Raw genomic sequence first — 25599 nt, 5'->3', positions numbered from 1 at the left:
TGCACATCTTAAAATTAGCGCATAAAAAAAGCCTCTCATTACAAGAGGCTTTTAACCTGTGCGGGCGGAGAGACTCGAACTCTCACACCTCGCGGCACTAGATCCTAAGTCTGGTATATATTGCACTAATAAAACATAAATTTACTCATTTTCAATGGTTTATGTTTTCCATCATTTTATTTAAAGTCAATTAATATCAGTTGATTTCAACATTTGTTGTACCTATGTTGTACCCAAAAGTTCCAATAAAGTAGTATCTTTAGAGTGAGTTTTTGACAAAATGTTGTACCTGATTTGGCTTTCGTATCTAAACCAGGTTCAAAATGTCAACGAGTGCAAAAATAATTCTTCGCAAAAAGCCTAACGCAAAAGGGCTTTATCCGCTTGCAATTAGAATAACCAAAGACCGTCGTTCAACTTACAAACATATAGGCCATTATATTGAATTAGAGGATTGGGACTCTAAAAATCTAAAGGTAAAAAAATCGCATTCTGAAGCTGAAAGCCTGAACAATTTGATAGCTTTCAAACTATCCGAAGCCAGAAAAGGGCTTATTGCACTACAGACTGATAATAAAGCTGCTACTGCTCGACAAATCAAAAAAGAAATATATAAGCCAACTTCGAGCTTAACTTTTTTTGATTTTGCTGACGAGCATCTTGAAGCCTTAGAGGCTGAAAAGAAAATCAATCGCCACTCTACAGATTCAGCTTGGGTGAGTTATATAGAAAAGTATAGCTCTGGCCGGCATCTTACTTTCCAAGAAATTGATGAGCGATTTCTCAAAAAGTTCAAAATTCATTTAAAAGGTTCTTGTTCATTAACTGAAACCACAGCTATGAATGTGATGGTTTTAATAAGGTTATTGTTTAACAGAGCTATTCGCGACAAGGTTGTGAGTAAAGAAATATATCCCTTTGGCAAGGGCAAATTTAAAATCAAGTTTCCAGAAACCAACAAAACAGGGCTATCTGGTAAAGAGATAAAAGCTTTGGAAAATGTTTCTGAGCTTACTGATATGGAAAGGCATTCTTTGAACATTTGGTTGTTTAGCTTCTATTTTGCAGGAATGAGAGTTTCAGACGTCTTATTCATAAGGTGGTCCCAAATTTATGATGGGCGATTGCATTACAGGATGAGCAAGAACTCAAAGTTATTGTCCTTAAAGATTCCAGCTAAGGTTGAAAGAATATTATTGCAATATATTGATGACAAAGTAAATGATGATGATTTTGTCTTTCCAGAAATGAAAAAGGCAGACTTAACTGATGCGAAAGATATTTACCGCAAGAAAAAGGTAGCAAACAAAAAATTCAACGACCACCTAAAAAAAATTACGAAAAGAGCAAGCATTCAGAAAAAAGTAACGATGCATATTGCCAGACATTCCTTTGGCAATATTGCAGGCGATAGCATCCACCCGCTTATGCTTCAAAAATTATATCGACATAGCGATTTGAAAACCACGATCAACTACCAAGCAAATTTTATTCACAAAGATGCTGATGACGCTCTTGAAAGTGTAGTGAATTTTTAAAATAAACTGATTGATTGACCCTTAAAAATCTTCGGGTTGAATCTAATTATTAAAAATTATTTTAGGGTTAATATTAATCACAAATTTTTTAAGGTTTTCCCAATCAATTCGAAAAATGTACTGGTAAAAAGCGAAAAAAACAGATTTAATAATTTTACTATTTATCGTAGTTGTCAGTTAAAACATAATACAAAATTTCTACAGATTTAATTCCGTATTTTGAAAACATGAAACTGCTCATTATAGAAGATGAACCTGAAATGCTAAAAAGCCTCGAAGAATTCGCCGCGGAAGAGGGGTATTTTTGTGATGTCGCCTGTAATCTCTCCGAAGGTCTGGAGCGCATCGGTCTTTATGATTATGACTGTATTATTTTGGACATTAATCTTCCAGATGGTAATGGTTTCCATTTGCTAGAGGTTCTCCATAAGGATGATAAGTCCGATGGGGTAATCATCCTTTCTGCCCGTAATTCCCTGGACGATAAATTAAAAGGCTTGGGGTTAGGAGCTGATGATTACCTGACCAAACCATTTTACTTTTCCGAGTTGAATGCCCGTATAAAGGCAATTATAAGGAGAAAACAATTCAAGACAAATAGATTGGTTCACTATGCTAATCTGGTAATAGAACCAGATCAGTACATAGTTGGAATTGATAATCTCGAAAGCCCACTTTCTCTAACAAAGAAAGAATATGCTATCCTTACCCACTTGATCAACAATCACAAACGGGTGATCACCAAGGTTTCTTTGGCAGAATATATCTGGGGCGATTACGTAGATGAGGTACAGAGTTTTGATTTTTTGTTTTCACAAATCAGAAATTTGAGACGCAAGCTAAAGGAAGCAGGTGCCAACGTGGAAATAACCAATATTTACGGTGTGGGATACCAAATAAAAACAATATGAAGCTGCTTTCTTATACGACCCGAATCCAATTATTCGCATTCCTTTTACTGTTTGGGATATTCTCGACCTTGTTTTATTTGGTACTAAGCTGGAATGTGCTTCAAAACGTGGATGAGGTTTTATATAACCGTAAAATGAACTTGCTCGCCTATCTCGAAGAGCATCCAGAAATATCCATAGCGAAGGATAACCCACTGGATGATTTTACATTTTACCCAATAGAAATTAGTGCCTTTCGGAGCGGAAAAGAAAGCTATGCCGACACATTGATCTATGAGCCGATGGATGCCGAACTGGATGAGTACCGAAAGCTAATATCTTTTGTGAGGCTAAACGATGGTTACTACAAACTGGAAATTGTGAAGCCTCACCTGGAAGCAACTGAAATCATTGGTACGATTGCTATTACGCTAGGAGGGCTATTTTTTGGACTTGCTTTCTGTTTTTACCTCTCAAACAGAATGCTTTCTCGAAGAATATGGCAGCCCTTTTATACTATGCTTGACAAGCTCAAAAATTATAATCTTGGCAATGCAAATACACCAGTATTCCCAAATTCCAAAATTGAAGAATTTCAGCTATTAAATAATGTGATGACCGAACTGACTCGGAAAAACAAGGAGGTCTTTGATAACCAAAAACAGTTTGTCGGGGACGCTTCCCACGAAATGCAGACCCCTCTGTCCATAATCCAGTCAAAACTGGAAGCACTTATAGGCCAAACACAGCTCTCCGAAAAGCAGTCTGACATCCTGGAAGGTATCATCGGTTCCACACAAAGGCTGAAAAAACTGAACAAAACCCTGTTGCTGCTTGCGAAAATAGAGAATGACCAGTTCCTAACAACGGAAGAGGTAAATGTTGATGGAATAATAGGTAGGTCGCTGGAATTTTATGAGGAGCAGAAGGAAGCCTTAAACATTAGGACAGAGATCGATATCAGGAATGAGGCAATTGTCCAGGGAAACAGGTTGCTTATCGAGATTCTCATCCAAAACCTGCTCAAAAACGCCTTCCTGCACAACGTGAAAGATGGAAAAGTAATCATAAACCTGGACGGGAAACGATTGGTTATTACCAACACCGGTAGCGAAAAGGGGGTTGACAAGGAAAAATTGTTCCAACGGTTCTATAAATCTTCCAACAATCCAGATTCGTGGGGCCTTGGGTTGGCCATTGCACACAAGATTGCCGATAAGGGCAATTGGAGGTTAACGTACAGTCACAAAAATGCGCTTCACACATTCACCGTCGATTTTTGACAATCCCAAATTTCTACAGATTCAGTTTTTACATTTGGTATGAGTTAAATGTTAATCTTTAAATTTTAATGCTATGAATACAAATAAGAAATTTTTTCGCATTTTGCTGTTATCCCTACTATTTATTGGTGGCGGAATGTTCACGGCTACGGCACAATCCGAAATAAAAGAGCTAAGTGAAGAGGCCATTGAGTTCTCCAATCTTCCAAAGGCCGTACAGGATGCCTTTAAGAATTCCGATTATGCCAAATGGGAAATTGAAGAGGTGGAAAAGGTCGAGACCGATAAGGGAACTATGTATGAACTTGAGGTCGAGAACGAGGATGAGACGTATTATGAACTCTATTTTAGCCCCAAAGGAGAACTGGTGCTTAAAAGGGAGGAAAGCCACTCGGACGGCGATGACGATCATCGATAAAATTTGGATGAAGATAGTCTAGTTGATTTTTTAATGATCATATAAGTTGGGAGATGCCAGAAAGAATGATTTTGGACTTGTGCATCTCCCAATTTTTTAATGTTAATGGGAAAAATTGGTTTAGCCTTGAGTTCGTTCCTTTTCTTCGTGCGGAAGATGGTGCGTCAAAGGTTAATGGGCTATTATTTCATGATCCGTAATCAGGCAAAGAAAGGTACGTATTTTCTTGTTACCCGCATTCCTGTCCGTTTTGGTAATAAATTGGCAACATCAGTCTCATTTGCTTTTCAATTTGGTATCTTATTTTGAAACTAAACTATAGAATTGAAAATAACTGAATATATATTTTACAAAAACTGAACTATGAAAAAAATATGGATTTTTGTATTAGCGTTGATGCTAATTTCTTTTGGTTGTGAGCAACCTAACAAGAAAGATGATTCAAAAGAATCGGCTGAAAAACCTTTAAAAAACAATAATGAATTAAAGGCGATGGATATTGGAACCTTAAAATCCGGACTTGGGATGGAAGGAAAGGAAGAAGGTGGGCAATTTAAAGTTACCATTCCGCAAAACGACCTGAATGTAATGGTTGATGGTTTTAAGATTATTCCCCCGATGGGATTGGGCAGTTGGGCTGCTTTTGCACCAACCTCGGCACAAACTATGGTTATGGGCGATATAGTGGTTACGGAAAAAGACCTGAAACCGGTACAACAGGAAATAATCCAACAGGGATTGACGGTTACGGCGATCCACAACCATTTTGTAAGGAACGAGCCAGATGTAATGTACATGCATATCGGTGGTATGGGAAGCGAAGAAAAATTGGCCAAAAGTTTAAAAGCTATTTTTGATAAGGTAACGGAAATTAGGGGAGCAGACCCGTCCGCCGTAGAAATGTCGTCGGTGGAGAACACGCTGGACACCAAAAGGATTGACAGCATCTTAGGGCATAGCGGGACTATGACCAATGGGGTGTATAAAATCACCATTGGCCGACCCGATGTAAAGCTGACGGAACACGGAGCTCCTGTTAGCACATTCATGGGGTTCAACACTTGGGCAAGTTGGCAGGGCACACCTGAAAAAGCAGCAGTAGCCGGTGATTTTACTATGCTGTCAGATGAAGTAGCTCCGGTTATCAAAGCACTTATTGAGAATGACATTGAAGTGGTAGCGGTACATAATCACATGGTGCACGAGGATCCAAGAATTTTCTTTCTTCATTATTGGGGAATTGGATCAGCCGAAAAATTAGCAATAGGATTAAGAGAGGCTTTGGACAAAACGGGAGTAATTAATGCGGAATAAATTTACACCGGCACCGGTTTCATTTGCCTTTCTTATTCGGCATCTTACAATTGAAAGTAACGAATTTAAATAAAAAAATCAGAAAAATGGACAGAAAAGAATTTATAAAAAATTCAGCAATTCTTGGAGGAGCAACCATTCTTCCTATAAACAATGTTTTTTCCCAAAGTGTTAATGAAGCAAGTATTGACAAACTGGTAGACAGCAACGGAAACTTTATCCAAAAGCCGTTACCATATAAGAAGACCTTTTTAGAGCCTTATATGGACGAAGAGACCTTGCACTTGCATTATGAATTTCACCACGGTGGTGCAGTCAAAGGTGCCAATAAGGATTTGGAAAATATCAAGAAAAATCTCGACTCCGGTGAAATGGATAGTGTCGATTTGTGGACCAGGAAATTGTCCTATCATTTTTCAAGCCACGTACTACACACTATTTTTTGGACAAATCTCACAAACAAGAAAAGCGAGCCCAAGGCAGAGCTTCTAAAGCAAATAGAAAAGGACTTTGGTTCATTTGATAAACTCAAGTCCTACATAGCAAAAGTTTCTAAAAGTGTAGAAGGCAGTGGTTGGGGAATTTTAGGTTACCAGCCTTATTCACAATCCCTCACACTTCTCCAGTGTGAAAATCATCAAAAGCTTACCCAGTGGGGTGTAATCCCGATTTTGGTAATAGACGTTTGGGAACACGCCTATTATTTAAAGCATAAAAACAAAAGAGGTGATTTTGTTGACACAATAATGGAAATCATTAACTGGGATAATGTAGCAGAGCGTTTTGCAAATGCTAAAAAGATTAACTAAGAACTAATATCGTCAAAGGCAATGTCCAGTGTATCAAATACCTCTAAAAACCGGGTGTTACCCTTCAGTGAGGCACTGAAGGTTTGGGTAAAGGTCGCCATTCATAGTTTTGGCGGTCCTGCGGGGCAAATTGCGGTTATGCACAAAATACTGGTGGAAGAAAAGAAATGGATCAGTGAAAACCGCTTTTTGCATGCGCTGAATTATTGTATGTTGCTGCCGGGCCCGGAAGCGCAGCAACTGGCTACATACATTGGCTGGCTGCTGCATAAAACGAAAGGAGGACTGGTTGCCGGACTTCTGTTTATCCTACCAGGGTTTATATCTATACTGGTTCTGAGCATTCTTTATGCCGCTTACAGGGATGTGGCTATCGTTGACGCTATATTTTTCGGCATCAAACCAGCAGTGCTGGCCATTGTAATTGGCGCAGTTATAAAAATAGGCAAGAAAGCCCTCAAAAATGAAGTAATGGTATTTATGGCCGTCTTGGCATTTGTTGCCATCTTCTTTTTTAAGGTAGACTTTCCATACATTGTCCTTGCGGCAGGGATAACAGGATTTCTTGGAGGCAAATTTTGGGAGGATAAGTTTCACGTCATTAAAGGACATGCGGATAAAACAGAGCAGGAAAATGATTACTTGATTGACAGCCATATTCAGCAGGTCAAACCCTCATTCAAGAAGACCCTTCAAACAATTTTATTGTACCTCTCTTTGTGGGCATTGCCGTTAATTTTAACCGCATTATGGGTTGGCGTTGATTCCATCTTCTTTAGCGAAGGAGTGTTTTTTAGCAAAACGGCAGTGGTTACTTTTGGAGGAGCCTACTCTGTTCTTGCCTACATAGCTCAAAAAGCAGTGGAAGATTACGGCTGGCTGAAAAGCGGAGAAATGCTGGATGGTCTGGGCATGGCAGAAGCCACACCCGGCCCGCTCATACAAGTCGTGCAATTTGTAGGATTTATGGGGGCTTACCGTTTTGCGGGTACTATGGATCCTTTACTGGCTGGAATCTTAGCTTCTTTGTTAGTGACCTGGACTACTTTTGTCCCTTGCTTCCTATTCATATTTACTGGTGCACCCTATATTGAATACCTTAGAGGTAATAAAAACCTGACTACTGCCTTGTCAGGAATTACAGCTGCGGTTGTAGGTGTTGTTCTCAATCTGGGTGTTTGGTTTACCATCCATACACTGTTTGGGAAAGTGAACGAAAGCCATTCACTTGGAATAAGATGGTTAATTCCGGAATGGGAAACAATAAACATCCCTTCATTGGTGATCGGACTAATAGCGGCTTTTACATATTTCGTTCTCAAATGGGATATGCTTAAAACCATACTAATCAGTGTGGTATGCGGTATCCTTTATTATTTCCTTTTTTAAAATAGCGGGATATTTCTGTTCCCATATTTCTACAGAATTTGGTTATAGTCTTGTGAAGAATTACATTAATGATTGATCATGAACCGAATATTTAAGTTTATCCTACTGGTATCTATTCTGGCAGTTACCTGGACAAATGTACGTTCTCAAACGCAAGTTCCCTTAAAACAGTTGTTGGATACAGCCACTAAAAACTATCCGGCAATTCTTGCCTCAGCGGCACTTGAAAAGGCATCTGAAGAGAATGTAAAATCCGTCAGGCGGACTGTAATACCCAATGTTAATGTTTCTGTTCAGGCCAATTATTCTACATATAACAATCTCACAGGGATGTTTAATCCCGAACACATTCTGCCAGTAAGCGGACCTCCATCATCCACGAATCTAAATGATATGGTTTGGGGGTCAGCTTCGGGTTTACTAATGAAATGGGAACCCTACACTTTCGGAAGAAGAAATAATGAGATAAAGGCAGCGGAAAGCACCCATGAGGCCAGCACTTCCATAAAGGATCTTACACTTTTAGAGCATAGCGTTCAACTATCGAGTACCTATCTGGATTACCTCCTTGCTATACAAATTCTTGATCTACTGGAAAGTGATCAGGAAAGATCGAGATCAAATTACGAACAGGCTGTAGCCCTGGCTAATTCAGGGTTGGTTTCAGGAGTGGATACTGCACGATTTCGGACGGAGCTTTCCAAAGTGAAAATCAATATACTGCAACAACACAATACCATTCATGAATATAAAGAGAAACTGTCTGAGTTAATTGCGGCTGATTTGCCAGAAAACCTGGCGGATTCTACCTTTTTTAAAGTACTTCCAAAGTCTCCGGGAGTTTCAGGGGTGATTCATCCAAAGGAAAAGCTGGCCATAGCCCAATGGAATGCCTCTCAATATCAATTTAGAGCTGAAAAATTAAGCTGGTTACCCACATTAAGCCTATGGGGTACTGCCTATGGTAGAGGTTCCGGGGTTCAGCTTGATAACAACGGCAACACTTTTGTTAACAACCCTACTGATGGATTTAATCTGACCCGGTTCAATTATGGCCTCGGTTTACAATTGACTATGCCGCTGACCCAAATCAGCCGATACAAAACTCATTGGAAAGCCAAGGAATGGGAAGCTGAAGCCGATCAACAGCAACTTGAAGAAGTCAGACTGGCCCTCAATAAACAAAAATCCATAGCAGATCAGTCATTACAGACAGCTATGGCCATTGCACAGGAAACCCCATTCCAGGTTCAGGATGCTCGTTTTGCTTACGAAACCGTACAATCCCGATATCAGGCCGGGTTGGTGAGCTTTACGGAACTGATTGAATCCCAAAACGAACTGATTACTGCGGAAATAGAACTACGAAAATCCTATTGGGAAGCCTGGAAAGCACTATTGTATACAGCTGCTGTCAATGGTAATCTGGAAATATTCTTAAATCAATTATAGGAGATGATCAAACTAATAATATCTGCACTGCGAAAACCCTTAACCGTCATGGTAGCCCTTTTGGCCATCGTGTTTTTTGCGGTACTATCCATCCGGAACATGTCGGTTGATATATTCCCCAAATTAGGTACCCCTACCATTTATGTGGCCCAAACATACGGAGGTCTTGCTCCTAATCAAATCGAAGGATTTATGACTTCCTATTACGAGTACCATTTTCTATATATCAATGGGATAAAGGAAGTGGAAAGCAAAACGATCCAGGGCGTATCCTTGATGAAGCTTATTTTTCATGAGGGCACAGACATGTCTCAGGCTTTGGCGGAAGTGGTAGCCCAGGTCAACAGATCCAGGGCTTTTATGCCTCCGGGTACGGTACCACCTTTTATCACACGGTTTGACGGAGGAGGTGCTCCGGTGGGCCAACTTGTTTTCAGCAGTGAAACCAGGTCATTGGGGGAAATACAGGATCTGGCACTCTTTAAGGTACGTCCAAAATTCGCTTCAATACCGGGCGTATCCGCTCCTCCGCCTTTTGGAGGAAACCAGCGTACTGTACTTATTAAGGCAGACCCTTCCAAACTGCGCAGTTATAATATCAGTCCGGATGAACTTGTCATGGCTATTGCCAAGAACAATACCATTTCGCCTGCTGGAAATATCCGAACTGCGGACAAACTTTTGATTGCTAACCAAAATACGGTGGTCAGCAATATCCAGGAACTGGCCAATATTCCCTTAAAGATGGGCTCCGGGCCCTCGGTATATGTAAAGGATGTAGCTGAAGTACAAAATGGGTCTGATGTTGCATCAGGATATGCCCTGATCAATGGCAGCCGCTCAGTGTACATTCCTGTAACCAAACGAGCCAGCGCATCAACCTGGGATGTGGTGAAACGCATCAAGGCAAGCCTGCCGGAAATGCAGGCTGCTGTGCCGGACGATATTAAAGTGAGCTATGAATTTGATCAGTCGGGCTATGTAATCAATTCCCTGAAAAACCTGTCCTTTGAGGGAGCTCTTGGAGCAGTGCTTACTGGCCTTATGGTACTGCTGTTTCTTGGTGACAGGCGAAGTGCGCTCATTGTAATTCTTACCATACCACTTGCCATATTATCGGCAGTAGTGTGCCTTTATCTAGCTGGACAGTCGATCAATATCATGACATTGGGCGGACTGGCGCTGGCAATAGGTATTCTCGTGGATGAATCGACCGTGACAATAGAGAATATCCACCGACATCAGGAAATGGGCAAGAAAAAGGGCCGTGCCATTCTGGATGCCTGCAAAGAAATTGCATTGCCCAAACTTCTTATCCTGACCAGCATTCTTGCCGTGTTTGTTCCTTCCTTTTTTATGACTGGCACTCCCAGGGCCATGTTCTTACCGCTTACACTGGCGGTAGGTTTTGCCATGATTGCTTCATTTCTACTTTCTCAAACAATGGTTCCTATTCTTTCCAATTGGTTTCTGAAAGACCATATTACTCAAAATAAAGAAGGAAAATTCCAACAGTTTAGAAACCGGGTTGTAGGATATACAAAGGGTATCACAAACAGGAGCAAGTGGGCCATCGGTATTTACCTGATAACCATTATTGCTATGCTTGCGGTACTCTGGCAGTCTACTGGTACGGAGATATTTCCAAAAGTCAATTCCGGGCAGTTGCAAGTTCGTTTAAGAATGCCTGACGGAACCCGCATTGAAAATACGGAAAGGAAAACAAAGCAGTTTCTGGAAGTTGTAAACGAAGTGGTTGGTAAAGAAAATGTTGAGATCACATCGGCATTTGTCGGTATCCAACCACCCAGCTACCCGGTCAATACTATCTTTCTCTGGACAGGTGGGCCACATGAAGCTGTTGTAAAGATCAAGCTACAGCAGACAGGAAAGCCCCTTGATGAAATTAAAGAAAATATCAGAAAAAAGGTAGCAGAAATCATACCTGAAATGAGACTCTCCTTCGAGCCAGCTGACCTGGTTGACCAGGTAATGAGCCAGGGGGCCAACACATCAGTAGAGATAGCCGTTCAGGGCAAAAACCTTTCTGAATCACGTAAATATGCGCAAGAAATAAAGGACAGGATACAAGCCGTATCTTTTATGCGGGATGTGCAATTTGGCATTCCGCTTAATTATCCTTCCATAGACTTGCAGTATGACCGTGTCCGGGCAGGCCAGTTGGGCTTAACAATTGAAGACATTAGCCGCTCTGTAACAGCCTCCACCTCTTCCAGTCGTTTCACCCAGCCCAATTATTGGTTGGATGCCGGATCGGGCAATGCATACCAGGTTCAGGTAGAATTTCCTCAGTATATGGTGGATCAACCCGATGATGTCGAAAAAGTTCCTTTAAAGTCGGAAAACGGGAAAACCGTCTATGTGGGCGATGTGAGTAAATGGGAACCTTCTACCATGATTGGGGAATACGACCGTCTGAATCAACAACGGTTCATTACCATCACCGGAAACCTGCATAACAAAGACCTGGGAAGTGCCATTAAAACGCTTAAAGACGAAGTAAATGCTATGGGTGAACCCCCCGCGGGGATGAGTATTAAATTCAGAGGACTCGCAGAACCTCTCTCTCAAACCTTTGATGAATTGAGTACCGGCCTTTTGTTGGCAGTAGCCGTGATATTTCTGTTGTTGGCAGCTAACTTTCAGTCATTCCGGCTTTCCTTCGCAGTGCTATCCACTATTCCTGCCGTAATAGCTGGTTCGTTCCTTCTGATTTGGATAAGCGGGAATACGCTCAACATTCAATCTTTTATGGGCAGTATCATGGCCATAGGTGTAGCAGTGGCCAATGCCATATTATTTGTTACCATAGCAGAGCAGTACCGGAAAGATCACAGACAAAACCCCCATCTGGAGGGGATAAAGGATCGCCTGAGGCCCATACTCATGACCAGCATTGCCATGATAGCAGGTATGTTACCGATGGCGTTAGGACTGGGTGAGGGGGGCGAACAAACGGCCCCTTTGGGAATAGCCGTGATAGGCGGATTATCCTTCTCCGTGTTTGCTACTGTATTCATCTTGCCTTCCGTCTATTGGCAGCTTTCCGGAAGGAAACTTTATAAGAGTCCGTCACTTGATCCCGATGACGAGCAGAGTACATACTTTGAACAGCAATAACCTTATATCAAACCTGAAAAGATTAAAATTCAAGAATAATGAGAAAATATATAATACCGATTTTATATGCAGCTATAGTTTCAGCCTGTTCAAATAGTGTTGAAAACAACAAGATGGAAAGCAAAAACGGGTCGTCAAAAAAAGCAGAAATTATAAAGTTAAACTTTGATAACTCCCGAAATACCCTGATGCTTCCTGCTGAATTATTGGCTTTTGAAAAAGCTGGTCTGAATGCTAAAATACAGGGTTATGTTACGGAAGTGCGGGTAGACATTGGTGATAAAGTAATGAAAGGAGAAGTCTTAATCAGGATAGAAGCACCAGAAGTTCAGGCAGCCTATTCAGAAGCACAGAGTGATGTAGAGTCAGCCAGGGCAGACTATATGAGCAGTAAGGATACGTATACCCGGTTGCTAAAAGCTTCCGAAATACAAGGTACAGTTTCAGAATCTGAACTGATTAAAGCAAAAAACAAAGCCATGTCAGACAGCACCCGGCTAAAAGCATTAGATTTTACCGCAAGAGCTAAACGGCAACTCCTGAATTATCTCACTATCCGGTCGCCATTTACTGGAGTTATTACTCAAAGGAATACAGATCCCGGAAATCTTGTGGGAGATACAGATAATAACCCCTTACTGATAATCGAAAACAACCAAAAATTGCGTTTGAAGGTGCCAGTTCCTGAGGCTTTGACCGGAAGTTCCATAGCAGAGGATTCTGCTTCATTTAGTGTAGCACCATTTCCGGGAAAAGTATTTAAGGCAGATTATTACAGGCGAGCCAAAAGTATTGATCCCGACACCCGTACAGAGATGTGGGAATTTCTTGTGGACAATCAAAAGGGTAATTTGAATGCAGGGCTTTTTGCGGAAGCACAATTGAGCATTAAACGTCCGGATGGAAGCCTGTGGGTGCCTCATAGTGCTGTCTTGACCACCCTTCGAAGAAAAGCTGTAGGAAAGGTAGAGGATGGCAAGCTAAAATGGGTAGAAGTCAGCACAGGCATGAAAGATGAAGATAGGGTTGAGATTTTTGGCACACTTAATGAAGGGGATCAAATCCTTCTGCAGCCCAATGAGGAGATGACTGAAGGTATGCCTGTAAATTAGTTCCCATATTTCTACAGAATCGGTTTTTATTTTAGGTAAATAATGAAAGGACTTTTCTTTGTCATAGGTTTACTCATGATTGTAGAATGTAGCATAGCCCAGGTAAGTTTACCAAATAGAATTTACGCAAAGTATACAGATGATGCGATTCAACTTGATGGCAAGATGGATGAACCCGCCTGGGAAAATGCAGTTCGCATTAGCAATTTTACACAGCGGGAACTGAATATTGGGGAACCGGCAACAGAAAGGACAGAAGTAGCCATTGTCTATACTGCCAAAACTCTATATATCGGATTCTGGGGTTACGACAGGGAACCGGATAAACTGGTAGCCCGTGAAATGAAACGGGATTTTAACTGGGGAGTAGAAGACAACTTTGAGGTGATCATAGATACCTACAATGACGACAGAAATGGATTTCTATTTGTAATCAATCCAAATGGCGCCCGTGCAGATGCACAGATTCTCAACAATGGCAAATCCTTTAACCTGTTCTGGAATGGCGTTTGGGATACCAGAACTACAATCACGAGCGAAGGTTGGTTCGCGGAAATAGCCATTCCTTTTTCTACTCTGAAATTTAAAACGAACGTGGAACAACATGCCTGGGGTATCAATTTTGAGCGCAATATTCGCAGGAAAAGGGAACAATTATTATGGCAGGGCTGGTCTCGTGATTCCGAACTGGAGTTGTTGAACAGAGCTGGCACTTTAATTAGTCTCGACAGTATCGTAAGTAAAAAATTCATTGAGGTCAAACCTTATACCATCGGAGGTGGCGAATTTACGCCTGGTAAAGACGAAGGACAACTGAATGCCGGTGGCGACATCAATTACCTTATCACACCTACCCTCCGTATGAATCTGACTTTTAATACAGATTTTGCACAGGTTGAAGCCGACAGACAGCAGATCAACCTTACCCGATTTCCACTGTTTTTCCCTGAACGAAGGGAATTTTTCCTTGAGGGACAAGACTATTTTGATATGGGTATGGGAAACCGCATAATCCCTTTTTATAGCAGGCGGATCGGATTAGCCGAAGATCGCTCTACGGTTCCAATAATCGCAGGGGCAAGGGTATTGGGTAAAATGGGAAATACTACGTTGGGTGCTTTGTCCATGCAGACAGCCAGTAGGGACAGCATACCCTCTACCAATTATACAGTTGTAAGCTGGAGGCAGGATGTCTTGAAACAATCTTCCATAGGCATTTTATCTGCCAATAAATACGAAAATGGACGATGGCATAGCACAACCGGAGGATATGGGCTTTACAGTATGTCCGAATTATTTGGTGACAAAAACCTGAATATTGGTGCATCATTCACACAAAACATTAACTCTGATGATTTTGATGCCAGGGCCAATGCTCACCGTATTTACCTGAGCTATCCCAACGATAAAGTTGAGTTTGATATGGCTTGGCAAAGAAGTGCCACCCCCTTCAATCCGGAAGTGGGTTTTCTGCGCAGGGAAAATTTTCAGGAGTTTTATACTGAACTTGAATGGAAACCCCGACCTAAAAACCATTTCAAATGGATACGACAGTTCAGTTTTAAAGGGTTGGACATGAATTACTTCATTTTTGACGACACAGGTGAACTGCAATCATTTTTCTACGAAATCAGACCATTAGGCTTTGAAACACGTAGTGGGGAATCCTTTGAGTTTAACCTCCAAAGGAGAGCGGAAGGTCTGCGAGAACCATTTGAGATAACGGAAGGAATTGTCATTCCTGAAGGAGAGTATTGGTACAACCGTATGGAAATACAAGCCGCTACTTTCAGCGGTCGAAACTTTGCACTCGATACGTATTTTAACTGGGGAAACTTTTTTAAAGGAAAGAGTACCCAAAGTGCTTTTGAGCTATCATGGAGAACAAGCCGTTATCTAAAGATCGCTGCTAACTACGAAAAAAACTGGATTGACTTACCGGAAGGAAGCTTTGATACAGACCTGATCGGTAACCGCATAGAGTATGCAGTAAACCCGAATCTTTTCGGCTCCCTATTTTCCCAGTGGAACAGTGAAGATGAAGAAGCACTTCTAAATTTTCGTTTGCAATGGATTCCAATTATCGGAGCTGATTTCTTTTTCATCGTCAACCAAGCTTACGACACTTCGGGAAATAGCTGGACACTTGAAAGAACAACTATTTTGGGCAAACTGATATGGAGATTTGTGATCTAAAAAGAAAACTACCAGATACCTGTTTAATGTGATACAATGTAGGTAATTGATTTTATTTGAAATAGTTAATTCAAGTAAGTTCGCAACACAGATGAGACAATAAATCTTCTCCTTGTAATCCCGAATTTCTACAGAATCGGTTTGTATCATTGAAATGGGTTTTAGTAAGAAATAAAAAAAAGATTATTATGCGATTTAAAAATGTATGCTTTGTAATAGCTTGTTTGTTATTCGTGGCTGTAACAGTAAGCTGCGAAAACAAGAACCACAATTTTAAAGAAATCAGCGAAGAGGAAATTGAATATGCTGACTTACCGGCGTCTGTACAGACTGCCTTTGAGAGCTCAGAATACAAGGACTGGGAAATAGAAGAAGTAGAAAAAGTGGAAACCGACATGGGAACTTTATATGAATTAGAAGTGGAAAGTCCTGACGATAAACATCTGGAAATCTACTTCGACAAACAAGGAAAGATTATAGCCTCTGAAAACTAGCAGCATCAAGCGAGTGCAAGAAGAACCCGATAGAGAAAAGATCAAAAACCAGGAGGGATTCAAATAACACGTAGCGGCAAAGAGAAGTTGATTTTTTATCTATTCTTCTGGTTCTTACCATTCTTCTATTATACTTTTTTGTTCTGAAAGGGATTATACACAAACGTTTGATTTAATGAAAAATCTAAAAAATAGTGAACTTAACATAACGAATCATATTCTTGTAAGCGAAGATACCTCTGAAGGCTTGAATTAGGAAAACCCAAAAATTGATACAAAAAAAAGTGGATTATAAAATTTCTCGAATCCGAGAATGTTTCCTCTCATTAAATCATTGAAAAAGCTTATTCTAAGGATAGTGTGTCATTTACCTAAAAAGCCAGGATAACTTTAATGTGCCAAAAATACAATGCCAAGACCAGAAATTTTTAACGATAAGGATTTAGTCATTGATATACTTTCCAGTTCCTTCAAAGAGAACAAATCCGTGAACCTGGTAGTTGGGGGTGATAATGAAAAAATCCCCGCACTAATGAGCTACAGCTACGAAATGGCCGAACTTACCGGTAAAATTTTTATTTCTGAAAATAGAAAGGCTGTTGGGCTAATACTTTTTCCACGAAAGAAAAAATTCAGTTTCAAGTCCTTTTATGAAGACTTAAAGTTGGCCATAAATGTTATTGGTCTAAGAAGGGTGCCGACTATTCTTAAACGAGAATCCTTAATCAAAAAGCATCATCCAAATGAGCCATTTATGCACTTGTGGTATATCGGAGTAAATCCTGTTGACTCCGGAAAAGGTTATGGGGGTATGCTCCTTAAAGAAATAATTGAATTTGCCGATAAGAAAGGGCAGGATATCCATCTGGAAACTTCGACCAAAAGGAATATAAACTTTTACGAAAATCACGGCTTCGAAAACTTTGCCAATATTGATACAGGTTTACCCTATCGACTGATGCTTTTCAGAAGAAGGGCTAAATCCACAATCTGATGACGGTATTTGGCTCTGAAATGCATATCGTCACGTTCTTCATCATAGCGGTTCAATTAATACTGCTTACGAATTTTGTGATTATTTCATTAAAGAAACGAGACAGTAAGTCGACCAACCGCTTCATCTGGTTCACAATCTCGTTGATATCGTATAATTTTTTTTCGGGAATTTTCCCAGACACGAATATTCCTATACCGCTTAGCATTCAATATATCGTGGCTTACGGCGTAGGTCTCTACACAGCCTTGTACTATGTATATTATGTGTATTCTGAATTTGACATTGGTCATTTAAAATTCTTTACCCTACGCCATTTAATGATAATTCTCATTTCCGCATTTATTTTCTTTTTTGTCCTTCCGCTAATCATCTGGCAAGATATTGGTATCGCTAAATATTCATTTATTTTCATTCCTGTTGCAGTCGCCATTGCATTTCTCGTTAAAATCAGCACACCGTTAATTGAGCTCTATAAGGAAAAAGGGGGTGCTACAAATAGGTTTTATAGGGATAGGATTGCCACTGGTTATCTTACTTTGTTATCCATAGTGCTTATGCCTATTATAGTTGCTCTCGGGGATTTTCAGGTAGTGGAACAATTGACTGTAAATGGTGGCTACTTTGTTCTTGCCGTGGCACTCATCCGTATTAACATATATCAAGATTTAAAAAAAGAACAATTCTTGCACAGGTTAGGATATACCGATGATGCTAGAGAAGCAAAAAATATTGCTATCTTAAAATATTTTTCAAAACTCGATTTATCCAAACGGGAAATTGAGGTAGCCAACCTCATACTCGAAGGCAAATCGTATAAACAAATAGGAAGCTATCTGTTTATTGCTGAAGGTACAGTTTCTAAACACGCTTCAAACATCTTTAAGAAGGCGGAAGTACAAAACAGACGCGAATTTGAAAGACGGTTTAAAGGAAAAAGAAAATAGGATTTTTGTTCCGGCACTTTGCGAGTAAGTTAAATCCGTAGTAGAATACGGATTAATCCGTAGTAGATTACGGCTTTTTGTCATTAGAACGCTCGTACTTTTCATTAATTTTAATGGATTTTGAATACGTTCAGTATTCAGTCGGGTCTTTTTGCATCAAGTTGCATCAAGCTACAGTTTGTTTGTTAAGGGACTTCAAAAACTATTACCAAACCACTAGAATCTTAAATTATGTTTTCAAACCTCAACTTGGTTGCTGATGAAACTCGACGTACTATCGGAAAACTTAACAACACAACTAGATGAAATAGCTTCTGAGAATAATTCAATATTGGAAAGGGCATATCTTTCCGTCGAGGTGTGCCGTAATCTTTTAAGCAATCTTAAAAAACAGGTTCTACAAGAGGGCTTTGATACGATGGCAACGGAAATCCGATTCTTCAAACATACGAAACAGGTACCGCTTATTGAGCTTATCTATTTTTCCGAGATTCATTCCTTTGAACTTCAATTCCCCAAGGCAGACAGGCATAGTCAGCTTAAGATCATCAAAAAGAAAGTGAACAAAATCAATCGATTTTTTCTGTATAATATCGATTTTGGCCGCTATATCGACGCTGGCCACACTCATTTTGATAAGGAATATTTTACAAGGGACTATCTGGATAGTTATCATATCACCACTTCAAAATTTTACTTTCAAGACCCTGAATTTTGTACTCCCCGGGATATGCTATTAGGTAAGTATAGGGCTTATCAAAAACTGTTGAAGTATTTAGATGAAAGACGTTTTCAACTAAAGAAATCACTCAATGGGAAAAGACACCCCATAAAACGATTGCACTGGCCTTTTAGCAATACAGATTATGTGGAATTAATTTATGCGCTTCACGCTAAAGGTCTCGGTTCTAAAAACAGTCTGAGTATTGTTAAAATTTCAGATTATTTAAGCCAGATTTTCGATGTTGAGCCAAAAGACATCTACAAAACCTATCAGGACATCAAAAACAGAAAAAAAAGCCGAACCCTGTTTCTTGATGAGTTGACCACTTCCCTTATTTCTGAAATGGATAAAAGCGAGAAATAATAGCTTGTAACAACCATTTATACTTCTAATTAAAAATATTAAGAAAAGACCGTAGTACGGTTGACCTACGGTGTTTTGGTTTTCAGCGAATGTCCATAAAATTCAGCTCGATTTGAGTATAAATTTCGGCATAAACTATATCAAACAGCACCAAAGCATACCAAATTTCAAGATGTTAAATTTTGACCGTAGTACGGTCGTACTGGTGAAGAAAATCCAATAATCCATATCAAATTTGTAGAACGAAAGTCAAATCGGGTTAAGGACTATCATTAAAAATTATAAACCTCTGATAGTCCTTTTCTTTTAAAATCGTTCTATTATGCCGACAAGTATCATCACCACAGACGACCTTCGGGAATTCAAAATGGAATTGCTCGATGACATCAAAAGTCTTTTAGCCAAACAGGCTTCTGGAAAAATCAAGAAGTATCTAAAATCTTCCGAAGTAATGGATTTGCTTCAAGTGAGTCCGGGAACACTTCAAAACCTTCGCATCAATGGCACCTTGCCATACACTAAGGTAGGCGGAATCATCTATTATGATGCCGAAGAAATTCAAAAGGTAATGGATGCCAACCGCGTGCACCACGGACTAAATTCCTGATGTTATGAACTATATAAAGCTACTCAACGCGGCTTTTGAAACGTTCTATTTTGATGACCGCCTAAACCCTACCCATATCAGTCTGTATATGGCGCTGTTCCAGGAATGGAACAGCTGTCGCTTTATGGACGAGTTCTATGTAAATCGAAGAGAATTGATGCGGGTGGCCAAGATTGGGTCAAAATCAACTTACCACAGGTGCATAACAGAGCTTCATTCTTGGGAATACCTATCCTACTTTCCTTCCAACAATCCATACAAGGGCAGTAAAATCAAGATGTCCATTTTAGGGACAAGTGATGAACCAGCTACGGGACAGTACAATCCCATATTGGAACAGCTTGCGGAACAGTACTATCCCAGAGGTGTACCGCTTGAGGGACACCACCATCCCAAAAATGGACAGGCGGTGTACCAACACCGTCCCATAGGTGGACAAGCATTGGTATCTAATACAAACAATATCAAACAAGAAAACTTAATAAAACAGCCAAAGGACTGTCTGGCCGTCATTGATTTTTTTGAAGAAAAGAATTTTGGTAAAGCTGAAGCTGAAAAGTTTTACCAGCACTACGCTGAACGAGATTGGCAAACTGGCGATGGCGAACCGATTAGGGATTGGCGAGCCGTAGCCATCAATTGGATGGATAGAACCGAATTATTTGAGTCAGAAAACAAGCCAAAGAAAAAACAACCGTCCCAAATCAAGGACAACTTGCGAACCACTAAATCGAAAGACTATGGACAACCCCTCTAAAATCATCGAAGGCGGCGTGGAATATTCGCTGGGCAAATTCGATGGAAAAAGCGTACTATACGACTTCCCAAAAATCTTGATTTATTTGAATGCCAAGGGCAAGCTGCTCTTCGGTAAAAAGTTCAGGATTTATGATGAGGACAAGGGCATTCTGTTGAAGCTTTGTTCATATTTTATCAAAGACAAGGACAACTGTGAGAAATTTGAAATAGACATTGAAAAGGGCATCTTGCTTTCTGGACCCGTAGGTTGCGGCAAGACGAGCTTGATGAAACTCTTGCGTCATATCGTTCCCTTACAACGCCCTTATGAAATGATTCCCTGCCGTAATGTAACCTTCAGCTTTAACCATTTGGGCTTTAAAACGGTTGAGGAATATGGTAATACCAAATTCTATTGTTTTGATGATTTAGGTGTAGAACCCGCTGGCCGCTTTTACGGAAAAGGCCTAAATGTAATGGGCGAAGTATTACTCTCTCGATACGAACTATACCTTGATACCAAACGCAAAATAAAGACCCACGCCACCACCAACCTTAATGCCGAAGAACTCGAAGAACGCTATGGCAACCGTGTCCGTAGCCGGATGCGGGAACTATTTAATTTGATTGCTTTTGATACAAAAGCTGTGGACAAAAGGAAGTAGCTCAATTTCTGAAAGACTTATATAGCAGAATCACTTCTGAGATGAATTGTAACACAATATCCTTTAAGCTCTTTGTTAACTCTAAAAATAGTTCTTTCATAATCAAGGTATTTTTAATAGTGATAAAATAGCGAGCGCAATGTGCTTAAGGTTTTCATATCCAGAAATATAATGACTCTCATCTTTATTGCTCAAAAAACCCAATTCCAATAGAACGGATGGCATAAAGTCCGTAGTTTCCCGAAGCACTTGAAAATTGGCAAACTTTACGCCTCTACTTTCAAAACCCAGTTTCTCATTCAAGTCAGCTTGTAATTGAAAGGCAAGCCAAGTCGATTCATCCAAAAACTTCGACCTTTGACTGGACACATATACTTCAACACCTCTTGCATTTGGATTATCGGAATGATTGCAATGCAAAGACAAGTATAAATCTGCATTCAAAGCTATCGCCATTCTTGCCCGATCCCTTAATGAAATTAAGGTATCACTATAACGTGTTTGATAAATTTCCACAGTCTGGTCGTGGTTTTTCTCGGCCAGTTCTGAAATCAACCTTGAAATTTGCAAGGTTATTGTCTTTTCTTCTGTCTGATTTACCCCAATTGCACCCAAATCATTTCCGCCGTGACCAGGGTCAATTACGATAATTTTTTTTGCATCAAATTCCTGACCCAGAAGGATGCAACTTTTGAGAAGCAAAATCATAAAACTGACGTTTTTGAGCCACTTTTTCATTTTCAATTTTTCTCTTATTAACAGTTCCACTTCAAAATTTCATAGAATTTGATGCTAAATAATAGCAACTAAAACCAAATACTATCAAATAATATTTTATTCACAAATATTTGATTTTCAAATATTTATATTCAAATATATGTAAATTTCACATAACGAAAATGAACCAAAATTTTAATCCAATTCGTTATGAAAAAAACACATTATTTGGCAGGCGTTTTTTCGCTCTTATCAACTTCGCTTTTTGCTCAGATTGGTGGTATTGAAGATTCGGTCAACGATGTTTCAGATACCATCAGAACCATTTTTCCCATCATTTTAGGTGTCATATTCCTCATCGGATTCCTGTTTAACGCCGGACACTTCTTTGGTGAAAATGCCGACCTTAAGAAAGGGATTACTCGGGTCTTGGTTTTTGTACTTATTGCTGGTGCAGTTGTCGGAATCTTCACTTATCTCATAGGCATCGTAGTATAGTGAAGAAGTTCGAGGTCTATAGAAATATGCGGAAACGGGCAGTCATCTTCGGCCTGCCCATTTCCCTGTTTGCCTTGATGATGGTTTCCATATTGGCATCATTACTCATCATCATCTTTTCTTTCAGCTTTGGCATCATCATCGGTTTAATGCTGTTCAATGGTGGACTCTACATCGCTCTGACTCGAATAGCCAATAACCCGCAACTCTTTCAGACAGGAAATCCCTTCCCAAGAATCATCAGTAACAAGCGTAATTCTGGATTCGACTATGAATAAGATGAATCTTTCGGCATATCAACCCATTGCAGATATTCAGGATAATATCGTCTTTGCCAACAATGGCAATGTTGTGCTATGCTTCAAAGGGAACTTACCTGAAATCTATTCGCTTTCTGAAAAGGACTTTGAGGATATACACGGTGCCTGGTTTCAGGCTTTGAAGTCTTTACCTGTTGGAACGGTCGTTCACAAGCAAGACATTTATTTAAAGAAATCCTATTCTTCAGAACATTTGCCCAACGAATCCTTTCTCGAAAAGGCAACTCACAATCACTTTAAAGGTCGCAATTACATCGAACATCAATGCTATCTGTTCTTTATCCTGACCAAAAACAAGGCATTCAACAATCCAAAATATGTCAACCCATTCCGTAAGGTTTCAAAAGGAATCGTACAGCAAATGGATTACAATATTAAAGTTTTTGTGAATGCGGTAAGCGATTCCGTGTCGTTCATCAACAATAGCCGAAAGATGCGTTTTGTTTCGCTTCAAGCGAAAGAGATACAGCAACTCACCACCAACTATTTCAACGGATTTAGTGAAGGATTCGATACCGACATACTATTGGAAAAAAAGAACGTCACCATTGGCGACAACCATTTTGATGCCCTGGCCGTCAACAGCGAACTGTGCTTTGGCGAAAGTGTGCAAAGTAGCAAGACCAATGAGAAATTCACTTCAGACGATTTTGTGTTTCATCAAGGGTTTATTGATGGCTTAGGGCTTACGCTTAACGAGAACCATATCGTCAACCAAATCGTGTATCTGGATGATAAACAGAAATGGCGAAAACTACTCGATAAGAAAATCGAAGAGCTAAACAAAAGTTCAAACTTCGGTTCACAGAACAAGGTGGTGCTTGGGAAAATCCGGCATATCCTTGACCAAATCAATGCTGATGACAATGCACGAATCATTCGTGGTCATCTCAACGTAGTGTATTGGGCAAAAGACAAAAAGAGCCTCGATTCAATCACTTCAAAAATCAAGACCGAGTTTAAGGAACTCGATATCACCCCTTACTATCCAAGAGGTGAAGAACGCAAAAATTATATTCTGAACAGTTACTGCTGTTTTTCATCCAACTTCTCAAACAATGATTTGTACGTAACGGATTTAAAGCACGCACTTTGCCTTTTCATCAACAATACCAACTACAAATCTGACGAAACCGGAATCATCTTTAATGACCGAGAGCATAACATTCCTGTTTTAAAGGATGTTTGGGACGAACGAAAGAAACGCATCAAAGCTCGGAACTTTGCCATTTTTGCGCCAACTGGCGAAGGCAAATCATTTTTGGCCAATAACATACTACGCCAATATTTTGAAAGTGGTGTCCGTCTGGTCATTATCGATTTGGGTGGTTCGTACACCAAATTCGCCAAGCTCTATCCTGAAAAGTATACCGTACTCAGATATGAGAGCGGAAAGAATTTGGGTATCAACCCTTTCTTCATAAGCGATAAAAATGACCTCACACCAGAACGGCTTGAAGATTTATCTGTTTTCTTGTTTGAACTCTTTGCTTCAGACTTAAAAGTGACCAAAGCGCAGTCCGTTTCCATTAAAAAGATATTGCGCCATTATTACGATAGCACTTCAGAAAATCATTCGCTGGAAAGCTTCTACAACTTTATAGAAAGGCATCAGGATAGTATTCTGAGCGACCTAAAAATCCATCCCGACTACTTCAACGTGACGAGCTTTCTGCACGTAATATCTGAGTATGTCGGTGATGGTCTATACAGTTTTCTATTTGAAGTCAGCGAAGACCAAACCTATAAAATCGAGGACCAACGATTGATTGTTTTTGAGCTGGACGAAGTAAAGGACAATAAGGAAATACTTTCCGTGATGCTCAAGCTCATCAAATCAGCCATCCAAAGAACCATCTGGCGCAATCGCGCCGAAAAAGGCATCATCTTGTTTGATGAGTTTGCTAAACAGCTGAAGTTTGACAATGTACTGGAAAGTGTGGAATTCTACTATCAAGCTATCCGAAAACAGAATGGTGCTATTGGTATCATTTTACAGTCCATTAATCAGTTACCTAACAATTCCACATCGGCCAGTATTCTGGAAAATACACAGGTCATTTACAGCTTAAACAATGAAAAAGGCTATGACGAACTGGTCAAAAGACTCAACCTTTCCAGCCACGACCTGAACCAACTCAAATCCATAAAGAACAACCTTTCCGGACCACGCAAGTACACCGAAATGTTTATCAAAATCGGGAAGGAAAGTAACATCTTCCGGTTGGAAGTTCCGAAAGAAGTTTACGCCGCCTATTTAACTGATGGATTAGAAAATGAGGAAATAATGAAGCTCTACAACGAGCATCAGGATATGGAAAAAGCAATAATTCAATTCACATCTAAAACATAATGCTATGAAATCGAAGATTCACGAATACCAAAACAAATATTTAGCAATGAGTAAAACAAAAATCAAATCAATTCTAATTGGGTTGGCTATGACAACAGCTCTTTTACTGCCAAGCGGTGCAACCGCTCAGGGTATGCCTGTTTATGACAACACCAACTTCATCAGCTTGGTAAAACAGCTATTGGAATCGGGTAAACAGACCGCGGAAATGATTAAGTCCGTAAAATTCTTGAAGGATGCCAAAGAGGCGATAGAGAAAGTATCGAGCGTTGTCCAACAGCTTAGGGCAGTTGAGGAAATCGCACAGAACAATCAGCGCCTTATCAATGTAATGCAGAATGACCTTCAGGACATTCTTAATTCGCCCTACATCAAACCCGAGGAAATTGACAAGGTTATGGGCTCTTTCGAAACCATTGTACAAAATTCATTAGACACGGTGGATTTTATAGACGAAGTCTTATCCAGCGATTATCTTAAAATGAGTGATGCCGAACGCGCCGAAATCCTGAAAGCCAAGGAACTGGAATCAAAACAGATGGTTTCAAACATCACTACAAAAACGAAACGCTACCGTGATATTATTTCTTTTAGAAAGATGCAGGATAAAGTTAATAACCGCGAAACAGAGTATTAA

At 40.0% G+C, this 25599-nt stretch carries 23 protein-coding genes; 22 read left to right on the top strand and 1 reads right to left on the bottom strand.

Going from position 1 to position 25599, the window contains the following annotated elements; all coding sequences use genetic code 11:
• Window positions 1-323: 323 nt before the first annotated feature.
• The 18 genes from AC13DP_RS21080 (at window position 324) to AC13DP_RS20995 (ending at window position 21074) form a co-directional block, all read left to right on the top strand.
• The gene (locus AC13DP_RS21080) at window positions 324-1538 is read left to right on the top strand and encodes a site-specific integrase (RefSeq protein WP_166250249.1); all 1215 of its coding nucleotides are present in this window, start codon (window positions 324-326) and stop codon (window positions 1536-1538) included.
• Between the two features lie 227 nt (window positions 1539-1765).
• Window positions 1766-2449, top strand: coding sequence for a response regulator transcription factor (locus AC13DP_RS21075; RefSeq protein ID WP_121847522.1), 684 nt, complete (start codon window positions 1766-1768; stop codon window positions 2447-2449).
• Complete coding sequence (locus tag AC13DP_RS21070; RefSeq protein ID WP_474506005.1) at window positions 2446-3711, top strand: sensor histidine kinase; 1266 nt, start codon at window positions 2446-2448, stop codon at window positions 3709-3711. Before AC13DP_RS21075 ends, AC13DP_RS21070 begins: the two co-directional genes overlap by 4 nt.
• A 73-nt stretch (window positions 3712-3784) precedes the next feature.
• Window positions 3785-4129, top strand: coding sequence for a PepSY-like domain-containing protein (locus AC13DP_RS21065; RefSeq protein WP_121847520.1), 345 nt, complete (start codon window positions 3785-3787; stop codon window positions 4127-4129).
• Window positions 4130-4492: 363 nt separating this feature from the next.
• Entirely contained in the window at window positions 4493-5443 is a 951-nt protein-coding gene (locus AC13DP_RS21060) for a DUF1259 domain-containing protein (protein WP_166250248.1), read from the top strand.
• A gap of 86 nt (window positions 5444-5529) precedes the next feature.
• Window positions 5530-6252, top strand: a complete 723-nt coding sequence (locus AC13DP_RS21055) for a superoxide dismutase (protein WP_347407195.1) — start codon at window positions 5530-5532, stop codon at window positions 6250-6252.
• A 21-nt stretch (window positions 6253-6273) separates the two neighbouring features.
• A complete protein-coding gene (gene chrA / locus AC13DP_RS21050; protein WP_347407194.1) occupies window positions 6274-7641 on the top strand; it encodes a chromate efflux transporter in 1368 nt (455 codons plus the stop codon).
• Window positions 7642-7719: 78 nt separating this feature from the next.
• A complete protein-coding gene (locus AC13DP_RS21045; RefSeq protein WP_347407193.1) occupies window positions 7720-9093 on the top strand; it encodes a TolC family protein in 1374 nt (457 codons plus the stop codon).
• 3 nt (window positions 9094-9096) lie between these two features.
• Entirely contained in the window at window positions 9097-12234 is a 3138-nt protein-coding gene (locus AC13DP_RS21040; RefSeq protein WP_347407192.1) for an efflux RND transporter permease subunit, read from the top strand.
• 38 nt (window positions 12235-12272) lie between these two features.
• Window positions 12273-13346, top strand: coding sequence for an efflux RND transporter periplasmic adaptor subunit (locus AC13DP_RS21035; RefSeq protein ID WP_347407191.1), 1074 nt, complete (start codon window positions 12273-12275; stop codon window positions 13344-13346).
• Between the two features lie 42 nt (window positions 13347-13388).
• On the top strand, window positions 13389-15542 hold the full coding sequence (locus AC13DP_RS21030; RefSeq protein ID WP_347407190.1) for a DUF5916 domain-containing protein: 2154 nt from the start codon (window positions 13389-13391) through the stop codon (window positions 15540-15542).
• A gap of 188 nt (window positions 15543-15730) precedes the next feature.
• The gene (locus AC13DP_RS21025) at window positions 15731-16036 is read left to right on the top strand and encodes a PepSY-like domain-containing protein (protein ID WP_166250244.1); all 306 of its coding nucleotides are present in this window, start codon (window positions 15731-15733) and stop codon (window positions 16034-16036) included.
• 409 nt (window positions 16037-16445) lie between these two features.
• A complete protein-coding gene (locus AC13DP_RS21020; RefSeq protein ID WP_067030820.1) occupies window positions 16446-17030 on the top strand; it encodes a GNAT family N-acetyltransferase in 585 nt (194 codons plus the stop codon).
• A complete protein-coding gene (locus tag AC13DP_RS21015) occupies window positions 17030-17977 on the top strand; it encodes a helix-turn-helix domain-containing protein (protein ID WP_067030823.1) in 948 nt (315 codons plus the stop codon). The genes AC13DP_RS21020 and AC13DP_RS21015 overlap by 1 nt, the downstream gene beginning before the upstream one ends.
• A 259-nt stretch (window positions 17978-18236) precedes the next feature.
• On the top strand, window positions 18237-19064 hold the full coding sequence (locus AC13DP_RS21010) for an RteC domain-containing protein (RefSeq protein ID WP_067030826.1): 828 nt from the start codon (window positions 18237-18239) through the stop codon (window positions 19062-19064).
• A gap of 322 nt (window positions 19065-19386) precedes the next feature.
• Window positions 19387-19671, top strand: coding sequence for a helix-turn-helix domain-containing protein (locus tag AC13DP_RS21005; RefSeq protein ID WP_067030829.1), 285 nt, complete (start codon window positions 19387-19389; stop codon window positions 19669-19671).
• 4 nt (window positions 19672-19675) lie between these two features.
• A complete protein-coding gene (locus AC13DP_RS21000; protein WP_067030832.1) occupies window positions 19676-20428 on the top strand; it encodes a hypothetical protein in 753 nt (250 codons plus the stop codon).
• Window positions 20412-21074 (top strand): ATPase, encoded by a 663-nt coding sequence (locus AC13DP_RS20995; protein ID WP_067030835.1) that lies wholly within the window; start codon window positions 20412-20414, stop codon window positions 21072-21074. Before AC13DP_RS21000 ends, AC13DP_RS20995 begins: the two co-directional genes overlap by 17 nt.
• Before the next feature lie 102 nt (window positions 21075-21176).
• Here AC13DP_RS20995 and AC13DP_RS20990 read toward each other — a convergent pair whose 3' ends face one another.
• Complete coding sequence (locus tag AC13DP_RS20990; protein ID WP_067030839.1) at window positions 21177-21812, bottom strand: N-acetylmuramoyl-L-alanine amidase family protein; 636 nt, start codon at window positions 21810-21812, stop codon at window positions 21177-21179.
• A gap of 189 nt (window positions 21813-22001) precedes the next feature.
• Here AC13DP_RS20990 and AC13DP_RS20985 point away from each other — a divergent pair, with 189 nt between their 5' ends.
• From AC13DP_RS20985 to AC13DP_RS20970, 4 genes are all read left to right on the top strand, one after another.
• The gene (locus tag AC13DP_RS20985; protein ID WP_067030842.1) at window positions 22002-22289 is read left to right on the top strand and encodes a hypothetical protein; all 288 of its coding nucleotides are present in this window, start codon (window positions 22002-22004) and stop codon (window positions 22287-22289) included.
• The gene (locus AC13DP_RS20980; RefSeq protein ID WP_067030845.1) at window positions 22289-22567 is read left to right on the top strand and encodes a hypothetical protein; all 279 of its coding nucleotides are present in this window, start codon (window positions 22289-22291) and stop codon (window positions 22565-22567) included. The genes AC13DP_RS20985 and AC13DP_RS20980 overlap by 1 nt, the downstream gene beginning before the upstream one ends.
• Complete coding sequence (locus AC13DP_RS20975) at window positions 22560-24962, top strand: TraG family conjugative transposon ATPase (protein ID WP_067030848.1); 2403 nt, start codon at window positions 22560-22562, stop codon at window positions 24960-24962. The genes AC13DP_RS20980 and AC13DP_RS20975 overlap by 8 nt, the downstream gene beginning before the upstream one ends.
• A gap of 88 nt (window positions 24963-25050) precedes the next feature.
• Window positions 25051-25599 carry a conjugal transfer protein gene (locus AC13DP_RS20970; RefSeq protein WP_141673220.1) on the top strand — a complete coding sequence of 183 codons (549 nt, stop codon included), beginning with the start codon at window positions 25051-25053 and terminating at the stop codon, window positions 25597-25599.

The sequence above is a fragment of the Zunongwangia sp. L-65 genome (genome assembly GCF_056859415.1).
Note: the sequence above shows the minus strand (reverse complement) of the source record. Positions and strands in the feature narration are given on the sequence as shown.

Excerpts from the sequence above, each read along its gene's own strand:
- AC13DP_RS21080 (WP_166250249.1), top strand. The coding sequence starts at position 324 with ATGTCAACGAGTGCAAAAATAATTCTTCGCAAAAAGCCTAACGCAAAA.
- AC13DP_RS21075 (WP_121847522.1), top strand. The coding sequence starts at position 1,766 with ATGAAACTGCTCATTATAGAAGATGAACCTGAAATGCTAAAAAGCCTC.
- AC13DP_RS21070 (WP_474506005.1), top strand. The coding sequence starts at position 2,446 with ATGAAGCTGCTTTCTTATACGACCCGAATCCAATTATTCGCATTCCTT.
- AC13DP_RS21065 (WP_121847520.1), top strand. The coding sequence starts at position 3,785 with ATGAATACAAATAAGAAATTTTTTCGCATTTTGCTGTTATCCCTACTA.
- AC13DP_RS21060 (WP_166250248.1), top strand. The coding sequence starts at position 4,493 with ATGAAAAAAATATGGATTTTTGTATTAGCGTTGATGCTAATTTCTTTT.
- AC13DP_RS21055 (WP_347407195.1), top strand. The coding sequence starts at position 5,530 with ATGGACAGAAAAGAATTTATAAAAAATTCAGCAATTCTTGGAGGAGCA.
- chrA (WP_347407194.1), top strand. The coding sequence starts at position 6,274 with ATGTCCAGTGTATCAAATACCTCTAAAAACCGGGTGTTACCCTTCAGT.
- AC13DP_RS21045 (WP_347407193.1), top strand. The coding sequence starts at position 7,720 with ATGAACCGAATATTTAAGTTTATCCTACTGGTATCTATTCTGGCAGTT.
- AC13DP_RS21040 (WP_347407192.1), top strand. The coding sequence starts at position 9,097 with ATGATCAAACTAATAATATCTGCACTGCGAAAACCCTTAACCGTCATG.
- AC13DP_RS21035 (WP_347407191.1), top strand. The coding sequence starts at position 12,273 with ATGAGAAAATATATAATACCGATTTTATATGCAGCTATAGTTTCAGCC.
- AC13DP_RS21030 (WP_347407190.1), top strand. The coding sequence starts at position 13,389 with ATGAAAGGACTTTTCTTTGTCATAGGTTTACTCATGATTGTAGAATGT.
- AC13DP_RS21025 (WP_166250244.1), top strand. The coding sequence starts at position 15,731 with ATGCGATTTAAAAATGTATGCTTTGTAATAGCTTGTTTGTTATTCGTG.
- AC13DP_RS21020 (WP_067030820.1), top strand. The coding sequence starts at position 16,446 with ATGCCAAGACCAGAAATTTTTAACGATAAGGATTTAGTCATTGATATA.
- AC13DP_RS21015 (WP_067030823.1), top strand. The coding sequence starts at position 17,030 with ATGACGGTATTTGGCTCTGAAATGCATATCGTCACGTTCTTCATCATA.
- AC13DP_RS21010 (WP_067030826.1), top strand. The coding sequence starts at position 18,237 with ATGAAACTCGACGTACTATCGGAAAACTTAACAACACAACTAGATGAA.
- AC13DP_RS21005 (WP_067030829.1), top strand. The coding sequence starts at position 19,387 with ATGCCGACAAGTATCATCACCACAGACGACCTTCGGGAATTCAAAATG.
- AC13DP_RS21000 (WP_067030832.1), top strand. The coding sequence starts at position 19,676 with ATGAACTATATAAAGCTACTCAACGCGGCTTTTGAAACGTTCTATTTT.
- AC13DP_RS20995 (WP_067030835.1), top strand. The coding sequence starts at position 20,412 with ATGGACAACCCCTCTAAAATCATCGAAGGCGGCGTGGAATATTCGCTG.
- AC13DP_RS20990 (WP_067030839.1), bottom strand. The coding sequence starts at position 21,812 with ATGAAAAAGTGGCTCAAAAACGTCAGTTTTATGATTTTGCTTCTCAAA.
- AC13DP_RS20985 (WP_067030842.1), top strand. The coding sequence starts at position 22,002 with ATGAAAAAAACACATTATTTGGCAGGCGTTTTTTCGCTCTTATCAACT.
- AC13DP_RS20975 (WP_067030848.1), top strand. The coding sequence starts at position 22,560 with ATGAATAAGATGAATCTTTCGGCATATCAACCCATTGCAGATATTCAG.
- AC13DP_RS20970 (WP_141673220.1), top strand. The coding sequence starts at position 25,051 with ATGACAACAGCTCTTTTACTGCCAAGCGGTGCAACCGCTCAGGGTATG.